23 protein-coding genes are annotated in these 24872 nt (G+C 73.1%); 13 read left to right on the forward strand and 10 right to left on the reverse strand.

Going from position 1 to position 24872, the window contains the following annotated elements:
* Positions 1–103: 103 nt before the first annotated feature.
* From IH61_RS0111955 to IH61_RS47725, 4 genes are all read left to right on the forward strand, one after another.
* On the forward strand, positions 104–1537 hold the full coding sequence (locus IH61_RS0111955) for an endonuclease/exonuclease/phosphatase family protein (protein ID WP_031068608.1): 1434 nt from the start codon (positions 104–106) through the stop codon (positions 1535–1537).
* A gap of 14 nt (positions 1538–1551) precedes the next feature.
* On the forward strand, positions 1552–3540 hold the full coding sequence (locus tag IH61_RS0111960; protein ID WP_031068610.1) for a phosphocholine-specific phospholipase C: 1989 nt from the start codon (positions 1552–1554) through the stop codon (positions 3538–3540).
* 109 nt (positions 3541–3649) lie between these two features.
* Positions 3650–4123 carry a VOC family protein gene (locus tag IH61_RS0111965; RefSeq protein WP_031068612.1) on the forward strand — a complete coding sequence of 158 codons (474 nt, stop codon included), beginning with the start codon at positions 3650–3652 and terminating at the stop codon, positions 4121–4123.
* Positions 4124–4127: 4 nt separating this feature from the next.
* The gene (locus IH61_RS47725; protein WP_031068615.1) at positions 4128–4319 is read left to right on the forward strand and encodes a hypothetical protein; all 192 of its coding nucleotides are present in this window, start codon (positions 4128–4130) and stop codon (positions 4317–4319) included.
* Between the two features lie 51 nt (positions 4320–4370).
* On the opposite strand, the gene IH61_RS0111975 is transcribed toward IH61_RS47725, so the two are convergent.
* Positions 4371–5642, reverse strand: a complete 1272-nt coding sequence (locus IH61_RS0111975) for an FUSC family protein (protein WP_037972404.1) — start codon at positions 5640–5642, stop codon at positions 4371–4373.
* Between the two features lie 96 nt (positions 5643–5738).
* Positions 5739–6488: a polyprenol monophosphomannose synthase gene (locus tag IH61_RS0111980; RefSeq protein WP_031068618.1), complete on the reverse strand. Its 750-nt coding sequence runs from the start codon at positions 6486–6488 to the stop codon at positions 5739–5741.
* 298 nt (positions 6489–6786) lie between these two features.
* On the opposite strand from IH61_RS0111980, the gene IH61_RS0111985 reads away from it, so the two are divergent.
* Positions 6787–7542, forward strand: a complete 756-nt coding sequence (locus IH61_RS0111985) for a hypothetical protein (protein WP_031068619.1) — start codon at positions 6787–6789, stop codon at positions 7540–7542.
* Between the two features lie 7 nt (positions 7543–7549).
* On the opposite strand, the gene IH61_RS0111990 is transcribed toward IH61_RS0111985, so the two are convergent.
* Entirely contained in the window at positions 7550–9130 is a 1581-nt protein-coding gene (locus IH61_RS0111990) for a N,N-dimethylformamidase beta subunit family domain-containing protein (protein WP_051836878.1), read from the reverse strand.
* A gap of 436 nt (positions 9131–9566) precedes the next feature.
* Between IH61_RS0111990 and IH61_RS0111995 the strand changes: the two genes are divergently transcribed.
* The gene (locus IH61_RS0111995; protein WP_234327150.1) at positions 9567–11447 is read left to right on the forward strand and encodes an amino acid transporter; all 1881 of its coding nucleotides are present in this window, start codon (positions 9567–9569) and stop codon (positions 11445–11447) included.
* 27 nt (positions 11448–11474) lie between these two features.
* Here IH61_RS0111995 and IH61_RS0112000 read toward each other — a convergent pair whose 3' ends face one another.
* The 3 genes from IH61_RS0112000 to IH61_RS0112010 form a co-directional block, all read right to left on the reverse strand.
* Positions 11475–11744: a hypothetical protein gene (locus IH61_RS0112000; protein ID WP_031068626.1), complete on the reverse strand. Its 270-nt coding sequence runs from the start codon at positions 11742–11744 to the stop codon at positions 11475–11477.
* 126 nt (positions 11745–11870) lie between these two features.
* Positions 11871–12731 carry a HEAT repeat domain-containing protein gene (locus tag IH61_RS0112005; RefSeq protein ID WP_031068628.1) on the reverse strand — a complete coding sequence of 287 codons (861 nt, stop codon included), beginning with the start codon at positions 12729–12731 and terminating at the stop codon, positions 11871–11873.
* Positions 12732–12817: 86 nt separating this feature from the next.
* The gene (locus IH61_RS0112010) at positions 12818–14755 is read right to left on the reverse strand and encodes a hypothetical protein (RefSeq protein WP_158844924.1); all 1938 of its coding nucleotides are present in this window, start codon (positions 14753–14755) and stop codon (positions 12818–12820) included.
* A 268-nt stretch (positions 14756–15023) separates the two neighbouring features.
* Between IH61_RS0112010 and IH61_RS0112015 the strand changes: the two genes are divergently transcribed.
* Positions 15024–15680: a CBS domain-containing protein gene (locus IH61_RS0112015; RefSeq protein ID WP_031068633.1), complete on the forward strand. Its 657-nt coding sequence runs from the start codon at positions 15024–15026 to the stop codon at positions 15678–15680.
* A gap of 93 nt (positions 15681–15773) precedes the next feature.
* Positions 15774–16424, forward strand: coding sequence for a beta-glucanase (locus tag IH61_RS0112020; protein WP_031068635.1), 651 nt, complete (start codon positions 15774–15776; stop codon positions 16422–16424).
* A gap of 51 nt (positions 16425–16475) precedes the next feature.
* Here IH61_RS0112020 and IH61_RS0112025 read toward each other — a convergent pair whose 3' ends face one another.
* Positions 16476–16847: a hypothetical protein gene (locus tag IH61_RS0112025; protein WP_031068637.1), complete on the reverse strand. Its 372-nt coding sequence runs from the start codon at positions 16845–16847 to the stop codon at positions 16476–16478.
* A 149-nt stretch (positions 16848–16996) separates the two neighbouring features.
* On the opposite strand from IH61_RS0112025, the gene IH61_RS0112030 reads away from it, so the two are divergent.
* Positions 16997–17398, forward strand: coding sequence for an SHOCT domain-containing protein (locus IH61_RS0112030; RefSeq protein WP_037972432.1), 402 nt, complete (start codon positions 16997–16999; stop codon positions 17396–17398).
* A 94-nt stretch (positions 17399–17492) separates the two neighbouring features.
* Here the strand turns inward: IH61_RS0112030 and IH61_RS0112035 are convergent, their stop codons facing one another.
* A complete protein-coding gene (locus tag IH61_RS0112035) occupies positions 17493–17903 on the reverse strand; it encodes an organic hydroperoxide resistance protein (protein ID WP_031068640.1) in 411 nt (136 codons plus the stop codon).
* A gap of 135 nt (positions 17904–18038) precedes the next feature.
* On the opposite strand from IH61_RS0112035, the gene IH61_RS0112040 reads away from it, so the two are divergent.
* The 3 genes from IH61_RS0112040 to IH61_RS46920 all read left to right on the forward strand — a co-directional run bounded on the left by IH61_RS0112040 (position 18039) and on the right by IH61_RS46920 (position 20171).
* A complete protein-coding gene (locus tag IH61_RS0112040; protein ID WP_031068643.1) occupies positions 18039–18512 on the forward strand; it encodes a MarR family winged helix-turn-helix transcriptional regulator in 474 nt (157 codons plus the stop codon).
* Positions 18513–18789: 277 nt separating this feature from the next.
* Positions 18790–19359 carry an RNA polymerase sigma factor gene (locus IH61_RS0112045; protein WP_031068644.1) on the forward strand — a complete coding sequence of 190 codons (570 nt, stop codon included), beginning with the start codon at positions 18790–18792 and terminating at the stop codon, positions 19357–19359.
* Positions 19356–20171, forward strand: a complete 816-nt coding sequence (locus IH61_RS46920) for a hypothetical protein (protein ID WP_031068646.1) — start codon at positions 19356–19358, stop codon at positions 20169–20171. The genes IH61_RS0112045 and IH61_RS46920 overlap by 4 nt, the downstream gene beginning before the upstream one ends.
* A gap of 532 nt (positions 20172–20703) precedes the next feature.
* Here the strand turns inward: IH61_RS46920 and IH61_RS0112055 are convergent.
* The gene (locus tag IH61_RS0112055; protein WP_031068648.1) at positions 20704–21447 is read right to left on the reverse strand and encodes a helix-turn-helix transcriptional regulator; all 744 of its coding nucleotides are present in this window, start codon (positions 21445–21447) and stop codon (positions 20704–20706) included.
* Between the two features lie 218 nt (positions 21448–21665).
* Here IH61_RS0112055 and IH61_RS0112060 point away from each other — a divergent pair, with 218 nt between their 5' ends.
* The gene (locus IH61_RS0112060) at positions 21666–22859 is read left to right on the forward strand and encodes a trans-sulfuration enzyme family protein (protein WP_051836880.1); all 1194 of its coding nucleotides are present in this window, start codon (positions 21666–21668) and stop codon (positions 22857–22859) included.
* Positions 22860–23163: 304 nt separating this feature from the next.
* On the opposite strand, the gene argG is transcribed toward IH61_RS0112060, so the two are convergent.
* The gene (argG, locus tag IH61_RS0112065) at positions 23164–24576 is read right to left on the reverse strand and encodes an argininosuccinate synthase (RefSeq protein ID WP_031068652.1); all 1413 of its coding nucleotides are present in this window, start codon (positions 24574–24576) and stop codon (positions 23164–23166) included.
* Positions 24577–24872 lie beyond the last annotated feature (296 nt).

Consider the following 24872-nt stretch of genomic DNA (forward strand, 5'->3'; position numbering starts at 1 on the left):
CAGCCAACTGTGCGGCACTCCCTCTCAGTCTCCGTGACCAGCCGCGCGCGGCCCCGGCACCGTCCCCCGGCGGACCGGGCGCCCGGCGGCGGACAGGACAACCGTGGCCGCAGGCAGCGCCCTGACCCTCACCTCCTCCGCGAGCCCCCTCGAAGGCGACCGGCTCACCTTCCACTGGACGACCGACGCCCCCGACGCCAAGAACTGGGTCGGGATCTACGACGGCAGCCGCAAGCCCGGAACCGGCTCCTCGCTGCTGTGGAAGTACACCGCCGCCGCCTCCGGCGACGTCCAACTGGACACCTCCGCCCTGACCGGCGGCCCGTACACCGCGTACCTGCTGGCCAAGGACGGCTACGAGGTCCTCGCCCGGAGCGCCCCGTTCAGCTTCCGGCCCAAGCCCGCCGTCGTGCCCCCGCACGCCGCCGTCGACGCCCTCACCACCGCGCCCGTCGCCCCCGGCAGCAAGGTGAGCGTCAAGCTCGGGGGCCTGTGGGCCCGCCCGGCCGGCAACCCCGCCGGCAGCGCCTCCTACCGCAAGGTCAGCGGCCCCGCCTGGGCCTCCGTCGGCGCCGATGGCACCGTCACCGGCACCGCCCCCGCCGCCACCGGCGACCCCGAGCCGATCGTCGTCGGCGTCAAGGACTCCGCGGGCGCCGTCGACACCGTCACCCTGCTCGTCCCGGTCGCCGACGCCGCGGCCCGCCCCCGTCTCAAGGCCGCGAGCTGGAACCTCCACGACGCCGGCGCCGCCCACACCGACGCGCTGGAGAAGCAGCTGCGGGTGGTGCTCAGTCAGGGCCTGGACGTGCTCGCCCTCCAGGAGACGGCCGGCGAGCGGGCCAAGGCCCTCGCCGACGCCCTCGGCTGGTACGCCCACCAGAGCCCCGGCAGCGTCGGCATCCTCAGCCGACACCCGCTCACCGACCTGCGCGCGGCCACCGCCGACCTGCCCGCCGTCGCCGCCACCGTGAACCTGCCCGGCGGCCGCACCGTCCGCTTCTGGGCCGCGCACCTGGACGAGACCGGCTACGGCCCGTACGCCGTCCAGGACGGCCAGGGCGCCGCCCAGGTTGAGGCCGCCGAGAAGGCTTCGCTGCGCGCCAGGCAGGCCACCGCCCTGGCCGCCGCCCTCCGCGAGGACCTCGGCCGCACGCTGACGGTGGTGCTCGGCGGCGCGCTCTCCTCGCCCTCCCACCAGGACTGGACGGCCGCCACCGCCGCCGCCCACCAGGGCGTCGGGCCGATCGCCTGGCCCGTCAGCAAGGCGGTCCAGGGCGCCGGGCTCACCGACGCCTTCCGCGAGGAGAACCCCGACCCGGCCAAGGCGCCCGGCGCCACCTGGTCGCCCACCCGCAGGCGGCGCGGCGAGAAGCCCGAGCCGCAGGACCGCATCGACTACGTCTGGTACGCGGGCGCCCTCAAGCTCGTCGAGGCCCACACCCTGGTCACCGGCTGGCCGCAGGCCGAGCCCAACGCCGCCGCAAACGAGTGGCCCTCCGACACCGCCGCCGCCGTCGCCACCTTCCAGCTCTGAAAGGCCGGTCCGAGATGCCCGAGCTCTCCCGCCGCACCTTCGTCGGCGCCACCGCGGCCGCCGGCGCCACCGCCCTGACGGGCCTCGCCGCCGCCACCCCCGCCGCGGCCGCCCGCCCCGAGGCCGAGGCCACCGGCACCATCAAGGACGTCAGGCACGTCGTCGTCCTCATGCAGGAGAACCGCTCCTTCGACCACTACCTCGGCAGCCTCTCCGGCGTACGCGGCTTCGGCGACAAGCAGGCCCTGCGCTTCCCCGACGGCTCCGACGTCTTCCGCCAGCCCGACACCCGCCGCAGCGACGGCGGGGCGATGCTGCCGTACCGGATGGACACCGCCAAGTACAACGCCCAGAACGCCGGTGGCCTCGCCCACGACTGGGCGACCGGCCACCAGGCCATCAACAACGGCGCGATGAACAAGTGGATCGCCGCCAAGGGCGAGCGCACCATGGGCTACTTCACCCGCGACGACATCCCCTACCAGTACGCCCTCGCCGACGCGTTCACCGTCTGCGACGCCTACTTCACCTCCCTCGCCGGCCCCACCGACCCCAACCGGCTCTACCTGTGGACCGGCACCGCCGGCCCCGGCCGCGACGGCACCACCGGCCCCTGGATCGACAACACCCCCGTCACCGACAACCCCGTCGCCGACTGGACCACCTACGCCGAACGCCTGGAGAAGGCCGGCGTCACCTGGCGCGTCTACCACAACCCCAGCAAGGACGACCGCACCGGGGACTACGACGACAACGCGCTCTCCTACTTCAAGCAGTTCCACAACTTCCCGCACGACGACCCGCGTTACGTCAACGCGATGACCAAGTTCGACCCCACCGACTTCGACCGCCACTGCAAGGACGGCACCCTGCCGACCATCTCCTGGCTGGTCGCCCCCTACCTCTTCTCCGAGCACCCCGCCGCCGGCCCCGCCTACGGCGCCCACTGGGTCAACCAGGCGCTGCAGTCGCTGATGTCCAACCCCGCGGTGTGGGAGCACACCGTCTTCCTCGTCATGTACGACGAGAACGACGGCTACTTCGACCACATGGTCCCGCCCACCCCCGAGGAGGGCACCCCCGAGGAGTTCGCCCAGGGCCGCGCCATCGGCCTGGGCAACCGGGTGCCGCTGTGGGTCGCCTCGCCCTGGTCGCGCGGCGGTTGGGTCTCCTCCCAGGTCTTCGACCACACCTCCGTGCTGCGCTTCATGGAGCTGGTCACCGGCGTCGCCGAGCCCAACATCTCCGCCTGGCGCCGCGCCGTCTGCGGCGACCTGACCAGCTGCTTCGACTTCGCCGCCCCCGACTTCTCGATTCCCGAGCTCCCCGACACCAACGCCCTGATGGCCAAGGCCGACGCGGGCACCAAGCTCCCCGGCGTCGCCCTGCCGGCCGTCGGCGCCCAGTCGATGCCCGTCCAGGAGCGCGGCGAGCGCCCGCACCGGCCGCTGCCCTACCAGCCGTGGGCCGACGTCGAGGTGGACCGGGTCGGCGGCAAGGTCACCTGCACCATGACCAACGACGGCTCGGTGGCCTTCCCGTACACCGTCTACCCCAACATCCTGCTGCCCTTCGCCGGCACCCCGTACACCGTCGCCCCCGGCGCCAAGGCCCAGCACGTCTGGGACGCCGCCGCCACCGACGGCCGCTACGACTTCACCGTCCACGGCCCGGACGGCTTCGTGCGCCGCTTCGCCGGCACCGTCGTACGCGACGGCAAGGACGGGCAGAACGGGCAGAACGACATCGGTGTGCCGATCGTGACCGCCGACCTGCACGGGGACCTCAAGCTCACCCTCCAGGTCGCCAACGACGGCCTCACCGAGGTCTCCTTCACCGCCGCGCCCAACGACTTCGCGGGCAGCGCGAGGACGGTGCGCGTCAAGCCCGGCAAGCAGGTCAACCTGACCTGGCCGCTGGACAGGCAGGGCCGCTACGACGTCACCGTCACCGCCCACACCGGGCTGCGCTTCGCCCAGCGCTACGCGGGCTGGGTGCACTGATGCACCACCGTCCGGTGTGATGGTCCGTCAATTGGCCGGGGGCGCCGATCCGGTGACCCCCGGCCGTGGCGGGGCCGCGTTGTCGTAGCCCGGCGCTACGGTCGGGCCCATGCAGAAAATCACCACGTGTCTCTGGTACGACGGCCGGGCCGAAGAGGCCGCCACCTTCTACACCTCGCTGATCCCGAACTCGCGGATCACCGGGATCTCCCGCTACCCCGACGCCGGCGCGGGCGAGCCGGGCACGGTCATGACCGTCTCCTTCGAGCTCGACGGCCGCCCCTACGTCGGCCTCAACGGCGGCCCCGTGTTCCAGTTCACCGAGGCCGTCTCGCTCCAGGTCGAGTGCGACGACCAGGCGGAGGTCGACCGCCTCTGGGCCGCGCTCACCGCCGACGGCGGCGAGGAGAGCCAGTGCGGCTGGCTCAAGGACCGCTTCGGCCTCTCCTGGCAGATCACCCCGCGCATCCTGCTCGACCTCGTGAGCGGCGAGGACCGGGACAAGGCCGCCCGCGTCATGGGCGCGATGATGAAGATGCGCAAGATCGAGATCCAGCCGCTGCTCGACGCGGCCGCGGGCTGATCCGGTGACGGCCCCCGACTTCCGCATCACCGTCTACCTGCGGGCCACCCCCGAGCGCGTCTGGCACGCCCTGACCAACGCGGACGAGGCGGAGCGGGCGGACGTCGAACACGGCTGGTCGGCGGTACTGTCCAACCTCAAGACCTACCTGGAGACCGGCCACCCGCTGCCGCAGCAGCCCTGGCTGATGCCCTGACGATCCTGCGCGGATTCCTGCCCGGATTCCTGTGCGGACTCCTGTGCGGATTCAGCGCCCGGCGTTCGCCGCCGGGCGCTTCCCGCGCCCGCCACGCCTCCCGCTTTCGCCCCGGAGCCGTTCCCTCAGCCGAGCGAAGCGGGTGAACCGCTCCCGGCTCTCCACCGACGCCCGGTCCAGCTCCTCCATCAGCCGCCTGCTGCGGTGGTCGAGGTCCAGCTCGTCCAGGATCCGGTCCACCTCGGCCAGTATCGAGCCGTGCAGCTGCCAGGCTTCCGGGCGCTCCTGGACCTCCCGCAGCAGCAGCTGGGCGACGTTCTCCCGACAGCTCCAGGCCGCCGCCAGTTCCGCGGCCAGCCGCTCCTCGGCCTCCGCCGCGTTCCGGCTGACCTGAGTGGTGACCAGTACGGCGAAGCTGACCATCGCCCCGCCCACGTGTGCGAACAGCTCCTCCAGGCCCACCGCGACCTCCGGCGGGAACAGGCGCTCGCCGGGCCGGCGCCGTTTGGCCAGGTCGGTCAGCGACCGGGCCAGGACCCGGATCACCACCACGCAGATCTCCAGGGTGTCCAGCCCGGTGCGCAGCACCAGCCGGGACAGCAGCCCCTCGCTGATCCGGGGGTTGAACCGCAGGCTGTCCTCGGCCTGGCGCATGGCCGCGTCCACCTCGGTGATGGCCTGGTCGAGCCTGCGCGCCTCGTGCAGCCGCTCGGCGGCAAGGGACACCGGGACGGGCCCGGCCAGTTCCTCGGCGAGGTCGAGCAGCAGCTGGCGGGCCCGCCGGGCCAGGCCCTCGACGGCCTCCCCGGCGGTGTCCACCCACACGGGCGGGGCGAAGAGCAGGTTGAACGCCAGGCCGACGGTGGCGCCGATCAGTGTCTCCAGCACCCGGTCCCATGCCTGGGAGGCGAGCTTGGTGACGCCCAGGATCAGCATCGCGCTGATCGCGACCTCCTGGACGAACTCCTCGACCCGGACGAACCGGCCGATCACCAGTGAGGCCAGGATGATCAGCCCGAGGCTCCACCAGGACAGCCCCACCACGGCGCTGAAGCCGATCGCGATCAGCACCCCGACCACCACCGAGTTGACCCGGCGGATGCTGGTCTTGAGCGTCGAGTAGACGGTGACCTGGACCACCAGCAGTGCGGTCAGGGGCGCCGTCAGCGGTGCGGGCTCACTGCTGAGCCAGGTCGCCACGGCGTAGGCGAGGGTGGCGGCCACCGTCGCTCGTACGGTCTGGACGACGAACGGCTCGCGGGCGCCCCGGCGGAGCAGGGCCGAAACGGGCTCGGGAACGAGTGACTCCGGGACGAGGGCCATGAGGCCCTTCTTTCCCCGTGGCCGTCGTTCACACCGCCGGTCGGCCCGACCCTGACCCGGACGCGGGACCTCCGCGCGGCCGGGTGGGGGCGGTCGTCAGCTCCGGTCGTCCCGGTCGTCGCGGTCGAAGCGCAGCTTCCACGGCGCGAGCGCCGACTCGACCTGCACCCCGAGGCTCATCTTCGACATCCCCTCGATCCGCTCCTCGAAGCGGATCGGCACCTCGCGGATGGTCAGCCCCCGCTTGATCACGCGGTAGTTCATCTCCACCTGGAACGAGTAGCCGTTGCTGCGCACCGACGGCAGGTCGATCGCCCGCAGGGTGCTCGCCCGCCACGCCTTGAAACCGGCGGTGGCGTCCCTGACGCCCAGCCCCAGGATGGCGTTCACGTAGAAGTTGGCCCAGGCGGAGAGCGCCTTGCGGTGCCAGGGCCACTCCGAGGCCGTCGAGCCGCCCGGCACGTAGCGCGAGCCGATCACCACGGCGGTTTCCCCGTCCTGGAGGGTGCGGAGCATCTCGGGTATCGCCGAGGCCGGGTGCGAGAGGTCGGCGTCCATCTGGATGACGATGTCCGCGCCCTCGTCCAGCGCCCTGGCCATGCCGGCGAGGTACGCGCGGCCCAGGCCGTCCTTGACGGTGCGGTGCAGCACGCCGACCGTGCCGCCGGAATCGGCGGCCAGCTTCTCGGCGACCTCACCGGTGCCGTCCGGCGAACCGTCGTCGACCACCAGCAGGTGCAGGTTGGGCACCGCGAGGTCCGTGAGCATCCCCGCCAGGACCGGAAGGTTCTCCCGCTCGTTGTACGTGGGGACGACGACAACGACCTTGGGGGAGCCCTCGACCATGTTCTGTTTCCCTTGCACCTTCTCAGGCCGCCGCCGCCCGGCCGGATGGCCCGGCCACCCGCGACGACCTGCTCCGCAGTAGACCGTGTGAGTGTATCCGTGCGCGTCACCCCCTCCTACCACGGGTGCCCGCCCGGCACCGCCCGTCCTGCCTCCGGAACCCGTTCGACTGCGATGCGTCCTTGTGGCATGCTGCCCCGACCTTGATCGGCTTTGCACGTTCTTGAACGAACGTGAGTGCCGTCGCAGCACCGCCCCGCCGAACGACCGCCCCCACCCCCGGAGGAACCGCCCCGCCATGCGCCGCACCGCCGTCCCCGTCTCCGCGTTCCTCCTCTCGCTCGCCGTGCTCACCGGCTGCACCTCCTCCGACTCCGGCCGGACCTCCGCCGCCGGGGCCGCGTCCGAGGCGGGTGGCGCGCCGGTCGACGCCGCCGGTGCCTTCGACCCGGAGGTCGCCCTGGCCCAGCGCACCCGGGAGCCGTACTCCGCCACCGTCCACCTGACCGTCGAGGAGAGCAACGGGGCCGACCGGATCACGGACACCGTCGACGGCCGGCTGAACTTCAACACCAGGACGGCCGGCAGCGAGACCGTGCGCAAGACGGAGGGCGTCGTCCCAGGGATGTCGTGGCAGGAGGAGAAGACCGTCGACGGGGTCTCCTACGAGAGGCCCGGCGGCGAGGGTGCCTGGCGCCGGGTCGAAGGGGACGGCGTCTCGGGGGCCGCCGGGCAGGCTTCCGCGTACGCCAAGGCGATCCTCGGCACCGGCCCCGCCGCCCGCCGCGGCATGGAGAAGGTCGGGGGCGTCGAGGTGTACCACGTGGCCGCCAGGCTCACGGCGGAGCAGGTGCGCCGCGTGGACGGGGGGAACGGCGCCCGGATGGCGATCGAGGGCGCCACGGAGGCCGACTGTCACCTGTGGCTCGACCGGCTCGGCCGGGTGGTCCAGGGGGAGCAGACGGTGGTGCTGGGCAACCGGACCGAGGTGACCAAGTACCGCTACATGGGCTTCGGCCCGGCGGAGACCTTCACCGCGCCGCCGGTGGCCTGACGCCCGCTCAGGAGCCGTAGACGGCGGCGAGGTTGTCGACGGCCGGGTGGGTGCGGCCGGCCGGTCCGGCGGCGAAGGCGCGCAGCACCGTCTCGGTGACGGTGCGCACGAGGTCCCCGGCGTGGGAGTCGATGCCGTGGTCGGCCCTGCCGCCGCCCGGCCCGTGGGCGTCGAGGGCCTCGACCCAGCGCATCGTCCCGGTGGCGAAGACCCCGGCGCCGGAGGGCACGGTGTAGTAGGCGGTGTCGGCGTGGGAGCGGCGGCCCTCGCAGACGACGGGGGAGTGCGCGACCACCTCGATCGGGCGCGGGGTGGGGAAGGCGGTGTTCACCCGGTCGTACTCCACGCCGACCAGGTGCGGGAAGGACGCCCCGGCGGCCACGCCCGTCCCCGCGAAGATCCAGTGGTCGGGGGAGGTGACCACGTACGGGGCGTCCACCGGGTAGCCGTCGTAGATGACCCCGAGCATCGCGCTCTCCGGGTCGGCGCCCGGGCCCGTGCGGAAGTCGGTGGTGGCGGGCGCGCCCGCCCGGTGGCCCGGGTCCTGCGCCCAGGCGTCCTTCCAGTAGACGACCGTGCGGTCCGGCCCCAGCTCGGTGGGCTCGAAGCGGACCCGGCGGAAGCAGCAGTTGGCGCCCAGGACCGCGAGGTTGGTCCCCGCGTCGCGGGCCGCGGTCACGGCGGCGCGCTGCTCGGGGGACCAGTACTCGTCGTGCCCGAGCGACAGGACGGCGGCGGCCCCGCGCAGCAGGCCCGGCTCGCGGGCCACGTCGATCCCGGTGGTGTAGGCCAGCGGCAGACCCAGTCGCTCGGCCAGCGCGACCAGCGGCGCCTCGTAGACCAGGAACAGCCCGGCGCCGTGGTCGTAGTCGTACGGCCGGTCGAAGACGACCCGCAGGGAGCGGGTGGCGAGGGTGCCGGAGGGGCCGTTGTAGAGGCTGTAACCGCCCCACTCGTTGTACGCCTGCCAGGTCGCCGGGGCGCTCATGACCACCACCTTGCCGGCCGTGGTGGCGGAGCGGACGGTGAGCGGCACGTAGGAGCGGCCGGAGCCGTCCTCGGCGTCCAGGCGCAGCAGGTAGGCGCCCTCGGGCCAGCCGCCGGTCTCCACGGCGAGGGTGCGCTGCCAGCCGGTGAGCACCGTGCGGGTGGCCGGGTCCACGTGCGGGGCGGCCTGCCGGGTGCCGGGGACGTGCTCGCGGCGCCAGACCAGGCGGGCCCGGGCGCCGCCGTACCAGCCCGTGCGGTAGGCGGAGACGGTGAAGGCGGGGGCGGAGGTGGAGACGTGCAGGCCGAAGGTCTCGCCGGGCAGCACGCTGACCCGGTCGGCGAAGCCCTCGACGGAGCCGGGCCTGCCGGGGTCGGTGATCTCCCAGCCGGGCGTGCCGGGCAGGGCGTTCTCTTGCGCCGTGCCGGGGTGCGCGGCGGCTGGGGTGGCCGCTCCGGCGGGGGCGGTACCGGAGGGTGCGGCGCTGGGGTGCGGCGCGAGGGCCGCGGCGGCGGCCCCGGGGTGGCGGGGGCCGCAGGAGGTGGTGGCGGCGGCCACCAGGGCCAGGCCCAGGACTCCCCGTCGGCTCGGCTCCGCCACGTGGGCCTCCCTGTCGTTCGTTGTCGCGTCCACCCGGCGCGTCCCGATGCGTCCCGATGCGTTCCGGCGCGTGCCGGCACGTGTCGGCGGGTCCCGGTGCGTCAATAGGCTGACACATCCTCACCCTTTCGGGGGTCGCTCGCCCCGCCGCCGCGCCGGGCGTGCGCGCTGACCGGCGCGCCCCACCCTCGCCGGAGGGGGCCGTACGGGCGGCGCCCGGGCGTGTCCGCGCGCCGCCCGTACGCTGCTGTGACCGGCGTCACCTAGCCTGACCAGGCCCGCCGTCCGGCGGTCAGGGGACCGGGAGCCGTGGTGCGGCCGGCCGGAGTCGTGGACAGGGGTGCACGTGGTGTCGTCGGGTTCGGTCGAACCGGGGGTGGCGTCCGCGACGCAGCGGGAGAGGTTCCGGGCATGGCTGCTCGAGGGCCTGGCCGACATGGCCAAACAGCACCCCGGCCCCCACGCCCAGGCCCCGCAGGAGAAGGGCCAGCGCTGGTGGCGGGTCATGTGCCTGACGGGCCTGGACTACTTCTCCACCCTCGGCTACCAGCCCGGCATCGCCGCCCTCGCCGCGGGCGTCCTCTCGCCGATCGCCACGATCGTGCTGGTGGTCGTCACCCTCTTCGGTGCGCTGCCCGTCTACCGCAGAGTCGCCCAGGAGAGCCCGCACGGCGAGGGTTCGATCGCCATGCTGGAACGGCTGCTCTCCTTCTGGCAGGGCAAGCTCTTCGTGCTCACCCTGCTCGGCTTCGCGGCCACCGACTTCATGATCACCATCACCCTGTCCGCCGCCGACGCCACCGCCCACCTGGTGGAGAACCCGCACCTGCACAGCGCCCTGACCGGCAAGCAGGTCCTGCTGACGCTGATCATGGTCGCGCTGCTGGGCGCGGTCTTCCTCAAGGGCTTCAGCGAGGCGATCGGCCTGGCCGTCGTCCTGGTCGCCGTCTACCTGGTGCTCAACGTGGTGGTCGTGGCCAACGGGCTCTGGCACGTGCTGAAGGCCCCGCACGTCTTCCACGACTGGACCAACGCCCTCACGGCGGAGCACGGCAACGCGATCGCGATGATCGGCGTCGCCCTGATCGTCTTCCCCAAGCTGGCTCTCGGCCTGTCCGGCTTCGAGACCGGCGTCGCCGTGATGCCCCACATCGAGGGCGACCCGGACGACACCGAGGCCAAGCCCACCGGCCGCATCCGCGGCGCCCGCAAACTGCTCACCACCGCCGCCGTGATCATGAGCTGCTTCCTGATCACCACCAGCTTCATCACCACCCTGCTCATCCCCGCCGACCAGTTCAAGCCGGGCGGCCAGGCCAACGGCCGGGCCCTCGCCTTCCTCGCCCACGAGTACCTCGGCAGCACCTTCGGCAGCGTCTACGACCTCTCCACCATCGCCATCCTCTGGTTCGCCGGAGCCTCCGCCATGGCCGGACTGCTCAACCTGATGCCCCGCTACCTGCCGCGCTACGGCATGGCCCCGCACTGGGCGCGCGCCGTGCGGCCCACCGTCATCGTGCTCACCCTGATCGGCTTCCTGGTCACCTGGATCTTCGACGCCGACGTCGACGCCCAGGGCGGCGCCTACGCCACCGGCGTCCTGGTGCTGATCAGCTCCGCCGCCATCGCCGTCACCATCGCCGCACGCAAGGCCGGGCAGCGCAACTGGACGATCGGCTTCGCGGTGATCGCCGCCGTCTTCCTCTACACCACGGCCGTGAACATCGCCGAGCGCCCGGACGGCGTCAAGATCGGCGCCTGCTTCATCGCGGGCATCGTGCTGGTCTCGTTCCTCTCCCGCCTCAAGCGCGCCTTCGAACTGCGCGTCACCGACGTGGTGCTCGACGATGTGGCCGAACGCTTCGTCCGCGACTACCAGCACCGCCCGATGCGGCTGGTCGCCAACGAGCCCAACAACCGCGACCTCGCCGAGTACCGCGACAAGCTCCGCCAGATGCGCGACGACAACGACATCCCCGCCGACGACGACCTCGTCTTCGTCGAGGTCACCGTGCTCGACCCCTCCGACTTCGAGGCCGAACTGACCGTCCGCGGCGAGGTCCTCCACGACCGCTACCGGGTCCTGTCACTCCAGAGCTCCAGCGTGCCCAACGCCCTGGCCGCCCTCCTCCTCCAAGTCCGCGACCTCACCGGCCAGCAGCCCCACATCTACTTCGAGTGGACCGAGGGCAACCCCTTCGCCCAGTTCCTCCGCTTCTTCCTCTTCGGCCAGGGCGAAATCGCCCCCGTCACCCGCGAGGTCCTCCGCGAAGCCGAACCCGACCGCACCCGCCGCCCGGCCGTCCACGTCGGCTGACGCGGGCCGGGCGGCTGCTGCCGCGGCTCAGCGCCTGGGGTGGGACCTGCTCCACATCGGGGCGACGAAGGCCACCAGGGCGACGGCGAAGCCGATCTGGAGGAAGTGGCGGATCCAGTCGATACCGGAGGTGTGCCGGACGCCGATCCAGCCGGAGACGGCGTTGCCGAGGAGGGCTCCGCCGGCGCCGAGGAGCATGGTGAGCCACCAGGGGATCGACTGCGGCCCGCGCAGGATCAGTTTGGCGAGCACGCCGAGCACGAAGCCGATGAGCAGGATCCACAGGAGCTGGAACATCGCGGTCCACCTATCGCCGAAGACGCGGTTCGTCCCATGATCGCCCGGGTCCGCCGAACGGGCACGTCGAGGGAGGCGGCCGTCACGCCGGGTGTGCGGTGCGTCCCGCGCTCCGGCCGTGGTGCGTCACGGCGTGCGGACGTCCTCGACCGCGCGGCGCACCGTCGGGTGCGGGTCCTGCGCGAGTCGGTCGAGCAGTTCGGTCACGCCGGGGGTGGACCAGCCTTGGACGGCCCAGACGAGTTCCCGGCGCACCCCGAAGTCGGGGTGGTCCGCCAGCCGCGCCAGGACGTCCACCGGGCCGCGCCGCGGGCGCAGGCCGAACCAGTGCAGGGCCTCGCGCAGCGCGTCCACGTCGCCGTCGCCGGGGTCCGTCTGCGGGTCTTCGCCGTCCGCGGGGACGGCGGGTGTGCGGAACCCGGCCCAGGCGGCCTCGAGCCGGGCGAGCAGGACGGGCACGGGCGGCGGCGGGCCGTCCAGCGGGTGGGGGTGGCGCTCGCGAAGCCGGCGGTCGCCGTAGCCGCCGCGCGACCTGCAGCCCTGGCAGTTGCAGGGCCGGCTGCCGTGCGCTCCCGGCACGTAGCGCCAGCCCGCGACCTGCGGTACCGCGCGGATACGGTGCACCTCCCGGGCGGTGACGGCCCGTGGCAGGACCACCTCCCACCCGCGCGGGTCTGCCAGCGCACCGATCCTGGCGACCGCCTCGGCGGCGGAGCACCACCGCTGGCCGTCCGTCCACTTGTCGCCGTAGTGGCCGGTCAGCACCTGCTCGTCGTCGTCCAGCCGTACGTGCACCGCGACCAGGGAGCCCTTGGGCCCGAAGCGGGCCAGCTCGCGCAACCACTGGTGGGTGAGGGTGTACGAGGGCAGGACCGGGAAGCAGTAGACACCGTGCAGCCCGCCCTGGCCCGGGCTCTCGGCCCGGATCCCGGCACGCCGGATGCGCGGCGCGTTGGCCGCGGAGGTCAGGTGGACGAACATCGCCATGGCGGCCGATGGTAGTGCCCGGGGCGGGCGGGGGCGCAGCGGTTTTCCGGCGCCGCCCGGCCAACGCCCGGGCCACGGAGGGTGGTTCAGTGCTGCGCGGTGATCCGGGCGCCGCCGTCGAGCAGGGCCTCGACCTGGACGGGGGCGCGGGCGGGGCGTTCGAGGGCGAGGGTGTGGTCCGGGGCTGCGCGGTCGGTGGACCAGTCGGGGCCCTTGACGGCGAGCCGGGTGGTCCGGCGGCTGCCGGCCGCGAGCAGGTACTCGGTGCCCTGCGGGGAGCGCCACCAGGCCCAGGCCGCCACCTCCGGTTCGTAGCGGCTGCACGCCCGGCCCTGGCCGCCGCCGGTGCGCTGCGGGGCGCGGGCGTTCGGCAGCAGGACGGCGGTGGCGGCGCTGCCGTCCCCGTTCCAGCGGTCGGCGCGCAGGCAGTACCAGGCGGCGGAGCCCGCGTTCTGGGGGAGCTGTTGGGTGGCGAAGGCCCACAGGCTCAGCTGCCGGACCCCCGGGCTGCCGTCCGGGACGGCGCAGCCGGCGCGGGACCACGCCTGGAGGGCGTCCTGCGCGACGGCCTCGCGCGGCCCGGCCTCGGGCTGTGGTGGCGACTGGGCCTGGGCCTGGGACTGCGACTGGGATTGGGACTGCGGCTGGTTGCGGTCCGGCGGGGACCAGGTGAGGTGTGCGGGCACGAGTCCGCCCAGGTCGGCCAGCAGGAAGGCGCCCCGGTCGGCGATCGCGGGGGAGGCGTGCAACTGGAGCACGGTGGCGCCGTGGCAGTCGGCGAGCCCGCCGCCGGGGGCCGGGGCGGTGATCCCGTCCGGGTGTTCCAAGGGGCGGGCGGGGGCGTCGGGCTGGTCGATCCGGCGGGTGTCCGCGTCCTCGACCCAGGGCGCCAGCAGGTAGCGGACGGCGGCGCCCTGACGGCGCAGCACCAGCGCACCCGCCGTCGCGGGGTCGGCGCCGTCGGCGCGGGCGAGGTCCAGCCCGCCGCCGGGCCCGTTGCCCGGCCCGTCGGCGTACCGGGCGAGGCGCCGACCGTCGTAGAGCACCACCACGCCCGTGCCGTCCACCGTTCCGGCGTACAGCAGGTGGGGCGGCGCTGCGGGCGGTGCGGGGTCGGTCCCCGGTTCGGCGTGGGTCTGCGGCCCGGGCCGTGCCCAGGCGCCGAGGGCGCGGTCGAGCAGGGCGGTGTCCTCGCGCCGGTCTCCCCGGGCGGGCCAGACGTCGAAGTCCACCCGGGTGGTGTGCTGCCAGGCGTCCGGGGCGACCTGGACGAGGCGGGCGCGGTCGACGGCGGCACCGGGCGGCGGGGCGCCCTGCGGCGCGGCGGCGGGTGCCGAGTCGCCCAGGACGGCGGCCGTGGTGGTCAGCCCGAGGACGGCCACCGCGAGCGCGGCGGTGAGGGTGCGTCGGCGTCGCAGCAGGTCGGTGGGCTGGACCCGGACGGCGCACGGGTCGAAGGCGGGCGGCTCGGGCGAGGGCCCGCCGGGCGCCTCGGCGGCCGCGGCGACGGCCTCCTCCGGCCGTTCGACGCCCGCGGCGCGTAGCACCTCGGTGGCGGCCTCCGGTGCGAGGCCCTCCACCGCACGGAGGGCGTACGCCGCCCGCGTCGGCGCGTCCAGGGCGGTGAGCGCGTGGTCGAGCGCCGCGTCCTCCTCGCCGCCGTGCGGGGTGAACAGCCGCAGGCCCCACACCCGGGGCGCCAGCAGCCGGTGCGCCGGGTGCGGGCGCAGGGCGGTGCGCAGGACGCGCAGCCGCAGCCGGGCGTACTCCTCGTCCTCCGCCGGGGGCTGCTCGGCGGCCGGGGCCTGCTCGGCGCGGCGGGGCCAGGGCGGGGGCAGGGCGCGCTGGACGGCGGCGTGGGCGGCGAGCACCCGGGTGTGCCGGTCCCGGTCGGCGGGCAGCGCCAGGTAGGCGAGGCGCACCAGCCTGCGGTAGTGGCGCACCAGCGCGGCCTCCGCCAGGGCCACCGGGCGCTGCGAGGCGCCCCGGCGCCGCCAGGCCGCGCCCACCGTCCGTGCTGCCAACGGGCCCTCCCGGTGCCGTCCGTACTGTCCCTCGTGGTGGACGGTCCAACGAGTCGATCATGTGATGGTTGCGCCGTCCGGGGCGGCGGGGTCCATGCGGCGCTGTTCGCCGGTGCCCTGTGGGCCCTGTGAGGGTGCGCGGGTCCAAGGTCCCACCCGTTCGGCCCAATGGGCCCTGGCCTTTCCGCGCGACGGGCGCGATGCTGCGGGTACCGGCCGGGACGATCCGCACCCGGCGGGCCCAGCGTGGTGGACGAGGTGAACCGGCGTGCGGCATGCCAGCGTCGAATCGGTGATGACCAGCCCGGTGGTCCGGGTCGCGCCCGAGACCGGATTCCGGGAGATCGTGGCGTTGCTGACCGAGTACGACATCACCGGCGTACCGGTGGTCGACCCGGACGGGCGGCCGCTCGGGGTGGTCTCCGAGGCCGACCTGCTGCGGACCCTGGCGGCGCAGGAGGACCCGCACAGCCTGCTGCCCGCCCCCGAGCCGGCGCAGGCAGGAGTGGGCGGTCCCGTCACCGCGGCCGACCTGATGACGGCCCAGCCGGTCTGCACCACGCCCGGGACCAGCGTCGTCGCGGCGGCGAGGCTGATGAGCCGGCACGGCCTCAAGCGGCTGCCCGTGCTGGACGCCGACGGGCGGGTCGTCGGAATGGTCAGCCGGGGGGACCTGCTGCGGGTCTTCCTGCGCGAGGACGTGGTGATCCGGCGGGAGATCGTCGAGGAGGTGCTCGGCCGGATCGAGGGCGTCAGCCCGGCGCAGGTGGGCGTGGAGGTCACCCAGGGGCGGGTCGTTCTCAGCGGCACCGTGCCCGAGCTGCACCTGGTGCCCATCGTGCTCAACCTGTGCCGGTCGGTGGACGGAGTGATCTCGGTGACCGACCGGCTGGAGGCGGGCGAAGCGTCGTCACCTGTCGGCTGATCCCGTTCGCATACTGCGGAGCGTATCGGGTAACTCACTCTGTGTGCCCGGCTCCGCAGACTGCCGGGGTACCGGAGCTCCGGGGAGGCGGCCGTGACAGTCGTGTTCGACGCGGATTTCACTTCTACCAGGCAGTGGATCGCCGGGCGCAGCAGCGCCTACCCGAGGATGGGGCCGACCAACCGGAGCGACCACAAACTCGACTTCCTCAGCCGCGCCCACTGCCCCGGCGGCGTGTTCGCCGCCACCCGGCGGCGCACCGGCGGGCTGTGGACCTGCAACCTGCTCACCACCGAGGGCAGCCCCGACGGCTTCCAGGTGCGCACCGGGGACGTGCTGTCGGCCGTGGTGACGCTGCCTGCCGAGCTGGGCGCCTGGCCCGCGATCTGGACCTGGCGCGACGGCGGCAACGAGGTGGACGTCTTCGAGTACCACCCCGACAACCCGGACCTGCTGGAGATCTCCAACCACGTTCGCGGCGGCTTCCGTTACTGGCACGGCGGCGGCGCCGGGGTCGCCCCCGGCGCCACCCTCGGCCTGCAGGTGGTGCTCGGATCGCACTCGGTGGACTGGTACGTGGAGGGCGAACTCGTCTACGCGGACCTGCACGGGGTGGGGCCCGGCTGGCACGCCTACCTGATCGTCAACCTCTCGGTGGCGGACGGGACCTACCACGACAGGCCGCCGATGGACGGCCCGGACCGGCTCAGCTGGGTTTGCCACAGCCTGCGGGTGGAGCGCTGAACTCCCTTGTCGGGGAGGGCCGGTGGGGGATGGCTGATCAGGGAGGGCCGGTCAGGAAGGGAACATCGCGGTGATCGGCCCGCGCGGCCAGGAGCGCCGGAACCAGACCGTCCTGCGGTGCGGGCCGATGTGGGCCGGGTCCGTCTCGTACAGGTCGTCGCGCGGGGCGCCCTCGTTGCCCGGTGCGAACGACGCGTCGCGGGCCTGGGCGGCGAGTTCGCGCAGGAGGGCGGCGGCGGTGGCCTCGGCCGCGTTCGGCGCTATGGCCAGGGCGGCGAGTGCGGCCCACAGCGCGGTCGAGACGTAGGAGACCGGGGAACCGCCCAGGTTCGGGTGGGTGGTCGGGTCCCCGTGGGGGCGCAGCAGCCCGGCGGCGACGAGCTGCTCGGGGGAGCGGTCGTCGGTCGGCGGGTGGTGGGCCATGCCGGGCACGCTACCCGGCCGGGCGGTCAGCCGCTGCGGGAACGGATTCTCAGACTCTCCTCACACCGCTCCGACCATTGTCGGGCGCACGATGGTGGTAGGCGCTGATCGCCTCGGTGGGCCCGATGGGGCCGGAGGAGGAGGTCCTGATGAGGCACTGGCACGGATATGGGCACGGGTACGGCCACGGGTTGAGCGGCTGGGGCATCGCGGTGATGACGATCGGCTCGCTGCTGATCCTCGCGCTGCTGGTCCTGCTCGCCGTCGCCCTGTTCCGCTACGTGTCGCGTTCGCGGCAGCCGCTCGCGCACGGCGCGGCGGGTGCGGCGGGTGCGGCAGCGGGGCCGGGCTGGCGGCACGGCTGGACGGGCGGGCCCGGTGGGCCCGGCGGGGCGCTGCACGGGCCGGCGCCGGAGCAGGTGCTCGCGGAGCGGTTCGCCCGGGGCGAGATCGACGAGGAGGAGTACCGGCGCAGGCTCGACGTCCTGCGCTCGGCCGGCGGGCCGGGGAACTGGCCCGGGAACGGGCCGAACGGGCCCGGGGACAGCTGAGCGGGCCCGGTGACAGCTGACCGGTGACCGGGTCGGGTGACCGGTGGGCGGGTGGTCGGCGCGGGGCCGACCACCCGACGGCTCGGCGGAGCGGTTACTCGACGACGAGCTCGACCGGGATGTTGCCCCGGGTGGCGCGGGAGTACGGGCAGACCTCGTGCGCCTGCTTGACCAGCAGCTCGCCGGCCTCGCCCGCGAGGGCCTCCGGCAGTTCGACGCGCAGCACGACGGCGAGGCCGAAGCCGGCGCCGTCCTTGCCGATGGACACCTCGGCGGTGACGGAGACCTCGCTGGTGTCCACCCGGGCCTGGCGGCCGACCAGGCCGAGGGCGCTGGCGAAGCAGGCCGCGTAGCCGGCCGCGAACAGCTGCTCGGGGTTGGTGCCGTTGCCGTCGCCGCCGAGCGCCTGGGGCATCGCCAGGGCGAGGTCCAGCCGGCCGTCCGAGCTGACGGCGCGGCCCTCTCGGCCGTTGGCGGTGGCGGCGGCGGTGTAGATCGCGTCCATGGTGCGTCCCTTCGGAAGGCTGCGGTGCGTTGGTGAGGACAAGTAGAGCACGCAATTGAATTGTGCGCAACCAAGTGATGCGTCTCTTGGTTGTGTGGCACTCGGTGGTGCGGCAGCGATCGCTACCATGGAGACATGACCACGCTCCCCGGCATGGCGGACGAGGATCTGCTCCGCCTCGACCAGCAGATCTGCTTCTCGCTGAACGCCGCCTCGCGCGCCTTCGGCGGCGTCTACCGCGTCCTGCTCCGCGACCTCGGGCTCACCTACCCCCAGTACCTGGTGATGCTCGTGCTCTGGGAGGACGGCGACCTGCCCGTCAAACGGATCGGCGAGCGGCTGCGGCTCGACTCCGGCACGCTCTCCCCGCTGCTCAAGCGGCTGGAGGCCGCCGGGCTGGTCCTCCGCGAGCGCAGTGCCGAGGACGAGCGCTCGGTGACCGTCCGCCTCACCCCCGAGGGTGTCGCCCTGAAGGAGCGCGCCGGGCAGGTGCCGCGCCGGCTGCTCGCAGCGACCGGGCTGCCGGTGGAGGACCTGGCCGCACTGCGCGTGCTGCTGGACCGGGTGACCGCCGAGCTGGACACGGCGGTGGTGGAGCCCGCGCCGTAGCGCCGGGGTGGCCCGGGTCGCGCTCCGCCGCGCTTGTCAAGCCGGGTGCCCGCGTGCTGTGATCTGGGTCACGTGGCCGTGGCCCGGTGGGGGCCGATCGGGTCGAACCGGCAGGTCAGCGGGGGTGGTCGAAAACGAACGGAAACGTTCGGCAATTGTCCGCCCGATCCGGTCGACAATCCGTACCTTCCGGACGGTTACACCACGAGCCCTTCCAACGGGCCGTCGGCGTGCCACCCGGTGGGCCGGCCAGTCGACCCACGAAAGGGGGACGGGTGTGAACACCCCCGAGCCGGGCGAGGAGCGGGCCCTGCGGGCGGATCCGCTCGCCGACCTGCCCGCCGACTTCGAGGCATTCTTCACCCGCGAGAACCCCGGATACCTCCGTTACGCCCAGCAGCGCCTGCACCACCGCGAGGACGCGCAGGACGCCGTCCAGAACGCCGGCGCCACGCTGTACAAGAACTGGCGCCGTGCCCTTGCCAGCGACGACCCGCAGGCGTTCGGCTTCAAGATCCTCAAGGACGCGGTCGTCGACGTCCTGCGCGACCGCCGCCGCACCGAACGCAAGCGGCTGCGCGTCATCGCCCAGCGCCGCCCCGACACCAGCCAGGACGAGCTGGAGGAGTTCGCCGAACTCGACGCCCTCGACTGGGCGATGGACGAGCTCGCCCGCGCCGCCCCCGTCCAGGCCGATGTCGTCCGGTTGCGCCAGGCCGGCCTGTCCTACCCCGACATCGGCCGGGCGCTCGGCATCGCCCACACCACCGCCCGCACGTACTACAGCCTCGGGCGGCGCCACCTCGACTACCTGCTGGAACACCCGGACGAGGGGGAGGCGCGGTGAAGGCCGCCGAACTGCTGGACGTTCACGCCGCCGAGCTGGAACGGGAGTTCCGCGACCACGATCCGGTGGACTTCACCCGCCGGCTCGCCGAGAGACTGGCCGCCGCCAGGCGGCCGGTGTCGCCGGTGCGCGAACGCTCGGCCCGTCCGCCCGCCACCGCTCGGCCGTCGCACGGCGCGGGCTCGGGGCCGGGCTCGGGCCCTTGTGCAGGTCCTGGCTCGGGGCCGGGCTCGGGCCCGGGAGCGCCCTCCGGACCGGCTTCCGGTTCGGGTTCCGGTTCGGGTTCCGGGGACCCGCCCAGGGGCGGTTGGCGCACCGAACTGCGGCGGGACCTGCGGTACCTGTGCGCGGCCGTGGCGGGCGCCGCCGAACCGGGGGAGCTGGCCCTCGACCTCGAGCTCGCCGAGAAGACGGCCTTCCGCACCCTCGGCTGCCTGCTGTACGGCCTGGGGCGCACGGGCGACGGCGTGTTCTGGTGGAGGATCGCCGCCCAGTACGGCGACCAACTGGCCGTGCACTGCCTCGCCGTGCACTACACCGCCGAGGGCGAGGCGGGCGACGCCGCGCGCTGGGCCGTCCAGGCGCAGGACCTCAGCGCCCCGGGTCGGCTGCCCGAACTGGCCCCGGACGCCCGCCCCGGCGGCGTGGCCCGGCTGGCCCGGTGCCTGGCGGAGGACTACGACGGCGAGATCCTGCTGACGCTGCGGGACGCGGTGGCCGCGCGGCAGCGGGCCGGTGCGGGCGCGGCCCTCGCCGACGCGCGGCTGGGCGTGCGCACGGTACGGGGCCGGGGCGTCGTGCGGATACGGTGACGGGCGGCCCGGGCTGCCCGGGCGGGCTGGGTGGTCCGGGCGAGCCGGGTGGTCCGGGCTCGGCGGTCCGGGCGGGCTCGGTCAGTCTCGGGGTGCCGTTAACGATCGTGTCAGGAGCCGCAAGCGGGCTCGGCGGCCGTGATGCGGGTGGCGTAGACCCGGTGCGCCTTTCGCTCAGCCGGGCTGGCCGTGTCGGCGGCGACGGGTGCGGGCATCTCAAGCACGTGCTGGGTGGATCGCTGAAGCCCGGCCGGCGATGGTGGGGATGCATCGGCTGTCCGGCGCGACGCCTGGGGAACAGCCAGCGCGTGTCGCGGTTCGTCGCGGTGTTCATGTTGTCGGGGGCCCGGTAGGCAACGGAACGAAGAGTCCAGGTTGCTGTCAAAATAGTTGACAGAGTGTGCTCCGGGGCTGCGCGGTGCACGAGATCGACCTGGCGGAGTGGCCCTGGCCGTATGGCTAGGGCGACGAGCAGCCGTAGCGTCAATGCCGAAGGGCGGCCCGCTCATCCACGAGCCGGCCGACTCGTCGGTCAGCCTGTCGGATGGGAGCCCGGGGTGTGGCCGAAGGTGCGCCGGAAGACGTCGATGAACGCGCTGGCCGACGACCAGCCGCACCGGTGTGCTACCGCGGTCACCGGCTCCCTCTCGGCCAGCAGGACCAGCGCGCGCTGAAGCCGCAACTGGGTGCGCCACTGGGGGAAGGTCATGCCGAGGTCGCTGCGGAACAGCCGGGACAGAGTGCGATCGCTCGCGCCGACCTGGCGGCCCAGCTCGGCCAGCGTGCGGGGGTCGGCCGGATCGGCCAGCAGGATCTCGCACAGCGCACGCAGCAAGGGCGTGACCGGTGTGGGCAGGTGCAGCGGTTCCTGGGGGGAGGCCCGCAGCTGGTCGAGCAGGACCGCGCGCAACCGAGTTCGTTCCGGGCTGTCGTCGTCGGGGGTGTGGGTGTAGGCGATGATCAGTTCACGCAGCAGCGGGCCCACGGCGAGCACCGTCGGGGCATCCAGGCTGAGCGGGTTGTCGGTCGCGGGCAGCCCCACCAGATGCAGTTTGAGTTCCCCGTGGGCCTGGTGGGCATGGACGATGCCGGCGGGTACCCAGATGGCGCGGGTGTCCGGGGCGACCCAGGAACCCGCGCTGGTCGTGACGGCCAGCACTCCCCGGCCGGCATAGACGATCTGGTGCTCGTCGTGCCGATGGGCGTCGATCGCGCCGCCGGGCGCCAGCCGCTGGGTGCGCGTCGGAGCGACCGGCTCATGGCGGATTTTCGTCATCATTAGGCAGTTTATCGGAAGTGCGACACGCGGGTGGGTCCGGACCATGGTGGGGTGCGAAGGAATACATCAATCGCTCCGCTGTCCGTCGGGCATGCCTGCGTCGACATCTACCAGGGCGCTGCGGCGGCCCTGGTGCCGTTGATCGCACCGCCGAACCTGCGCCAACGCCACGTCAGTTACAACTGCCACGTCATTGATCACCAAAGGACGATCTGATGGATACGGAGACCCTTCTGATTCACGCCGCACGGCAGACCGCGGCCGCCGCACATTCGGTGAGCCCTCCACTGGTGCGCACGTCCACGACCGTGTTCGACTCGTTCGACGCCTACAAGCAGGCGCAGGGCGCGCTGGTCTTCGACGGTCCGCGTTACGGCAGATCAGGCACGTCGACGACGTTCGAACTGCAACGCGCCATGGCCCAGGTCGCGAACACCGAGACGTGCATCGCGACCAGCAGCGGGCTGGCGGCGATCACCGCCGTGCTCGCCGCACACGCCGGTCTCGGGCGCCACATCCTGGTGAGCACAGGCGTGTACGGGCCCACCCGGGTCTTCTGCGACAACGAGCTGATCCCGTCCGGAACCGACGTGGAGTACTTCGCCCACGACGCCGACGTATCGGCCCTGCTGCGCGACACCACGAGCCTCGTGTTCGTCGAGACCCCCGCGTCGCTGACGATGGAGATGTGGGACGTGCCCGCCATCTGCGCGGCGGCGCACGATCGAGGAATCCCTGTCGCCTGCGACGCCACCTGGGGAACACCGATCTTCTTCGACGCGCACGCGCTCGGGATCGATATCTCCGTCCATGCCGCGACCAAGTTCATCAACGGCCACTCCGACCTGCTGCTTGGAGTCATCACCGGAACGCTGGACGCCCTGGCCGGCGTTCGCGCGTACTGCGACCGCAGCGGCACCCATGCCGCCCCGGACACCTGCTGGCTGACACTGCGCGGGCTGCGCACACTCGCCGTGCGCATGGAACGCCACCAACGCTCAGCTCTCGCCGTCGCCCGGTGGCTGCAGACACAGCCCTCTGTCCAGCGCGTCCTCTTTCCCGCCCTCGCCACCGATCCCGGCTACAAGCTGTGGCACTCGCAGTTCTCCGGTGCGGCAGGTCCGTTCACTGTCGAGCTGGCCCCATGCAGCGAAGAGGCGTTCACCCGGTTCATGGACGGTCTCTCCCTGTTCGGCCTCGGCACGAGCTGGGGCGGGTTCGAGAGCCTGGTCATGCCCGCCGTGCCCCACCACCTGCGGGCCCTCGCCGCCCCGGCGGACGCGCCCCGACTGGTCCGTTTCCACATCGGGTTGGAAAGCTCCCAAGACCTCTGCGACGACCTGGCCTCAGCCCTTGCCGCCGTACAGAACGATGGAGACTTGGATCAATCAGGACGTGGTTGGCGGTAAGCCCCTGATGATCAGGTCGCGGCCGTGATGCGGGTGGCGTAGACGGACAAACGACCAAAGATCACCCGCATTTGCGGCTCATGACACGGTCGTTAACGGCACCCCGTCTCGGAGCGGGAGCATGAACGGCCGCGATCTCCTGGCTGCCGGTGCTCGGTGCGACCGCCCCGGCGCAGCCGTCCTGCGGTACGCGTGAACGGCTGTGACCGCCGTACCCCGTGTGGGTACGGCGGTCACAGCGCGTAGCAGCGGGTCGGGCTTCGGCCGGGGCTTCCTCGGGCCGCCCCGGCCGGGCCTCGGGGGATCAGTCGGTGCCGGACTCGATCGCCGCGTGGTCCAGGGCACTGGACTCGGCGTCGTCACCGGTGCCGGCCGCGATCGGCGCGGCGCCGCCCGGGGCGAGCTCGCCGATCAGCCCGGTCCACGGCGCCAGCTGGCCGTGGACGGCGTACTGCTCCAGCTTGCTGCGGGAGTCGGCGATGTCCAGGTTGCGCATCGTCAGCTGGCCGATCCGGTCGTCCGGGACGAACGCGGCGTCCACGCTGCGCTCCATCGACAGCTTCTCCGGGTGGTAGCTGAAGTGCGGGCCCTGGGTGTCGATCACCGAGTAGTCCTGGCCCCGCCGCAGCCGCAGCGTGACGCTGCCGGTGACGCCGTGGCCGACCCACTTCTGCAGGCTGTCGCGCAGCATCAGCGCCTGCGGGTCGAACCAGCGGCCCTCGTACAGCAGCCGGCCGAGCCGGCGGCCCTGGGTGTGGTAGGTGGCGAGGGTGTCCTCGTTGTGGATGGCGTTGAGCAGCCGCTCGTAGGCGGTGTGCAGCAGCGCCATGCCGGGGGCCTCGTAGATGCCCCGGCTCTTGGCCTCGATGATCCGGTTCTCGATCTGGTCCGACATGCCCAGGCCGTGTCGGCCACCGATGGTGTTGGCCTCGTGCACCAGCGCCACGTCGTCGGCGAACGCCTGCCCGTTGATCCGCACCGGGCGGCCGAACTCGAACTCGACGGTGACGTCCTCGGTCGCGATCTCGACCGACGGGTCCCAGAAGGCCACGCCCATGATCGGGCTGACGATCTCCATCGAGGTGTCCAGGTACTCCAGCCGCTTGGCCTCGTGGGTGGCGCCCCAGATGTTGGCGTCGGTGGAGTAAGCCTTCTCGGCGGAGTCCCGGTAGGGGAGGTCGCGCTCGGTGAGCCAGGCGGACATCTCCTTGCGGCCGCCGAGCTCGGTGACGAAGGCCGAGTCCAGCCACGGCTTGTAGATCCGCAGGTTGGGGTTGGCGAGCAGGCCGTAGCGGTAGAACCGCTCGATGTCGTTGCCCTTGTAGGTGGAGCCGTCGCCCCAGATCGAGACCTCGTCCTCCTGCATGGCGCGCACCAGCAGGGTGCCGGTCACGGCACGGCCGAGCGGGGTGGTGTTGAAGTACGTCTGCCCGGCGGAGCGGATGTGGAAGGCGCCGCAGGCGAGGGCGGCGAGGCCCTCCTCGACCAGCGCGGCCCGGCAGTCCACCAGTCGCGCCTGCTCGGCCCCGTAGGCGCGGCCACGGGCCGGCACGTCGGCGAGGTTCGGCTCGTCGTACTGGCCGATGTCGGCCGTGTAGGCGAACGGGACGGCGCCGTGCTCGCGCATCCACGCGACGGCCACCGAGGTGTCCAGACCACCGGAGAATGCGATGCCGATCTTCTCTCCGACCGGCAGCTTGCTCAAGACCTTCGACATGGGTGCACCCTTGACCCGCGCAGCGCGGGCTCCTGACTCAGCGATGTTGACTAGCGACTGTGGGGATCTCGACGTATCCGATGCCCGTACTCTGGCATAACTTTGCAGAGTTCCGCAAGACAATACGATCGCGTCGGCCGGGATGGCGGCCCGGAGCGCTGCTCCTCGTGGTTCAACTGTGCTGCTGCCCGGGCGAGTTGGGCCGGATGGTGCTGCAGGCCGGACTCCCGGGGGAGTCCGGCCTGCGGGTGCCGCGCTGCGAGAGGCGCTCGGCGACGGCGTGGGTGGTGGGTTGA

Source organism: Streptomyces sp. NRRL WC-3742 (assembly GCF_000720635.1).
Taxonomy (GTDB): domain Bacteria; phylum Actinomycetota; class Actinomycetes; order Streptomycetales; family Streptomycetaceae; genus Kitasatospora.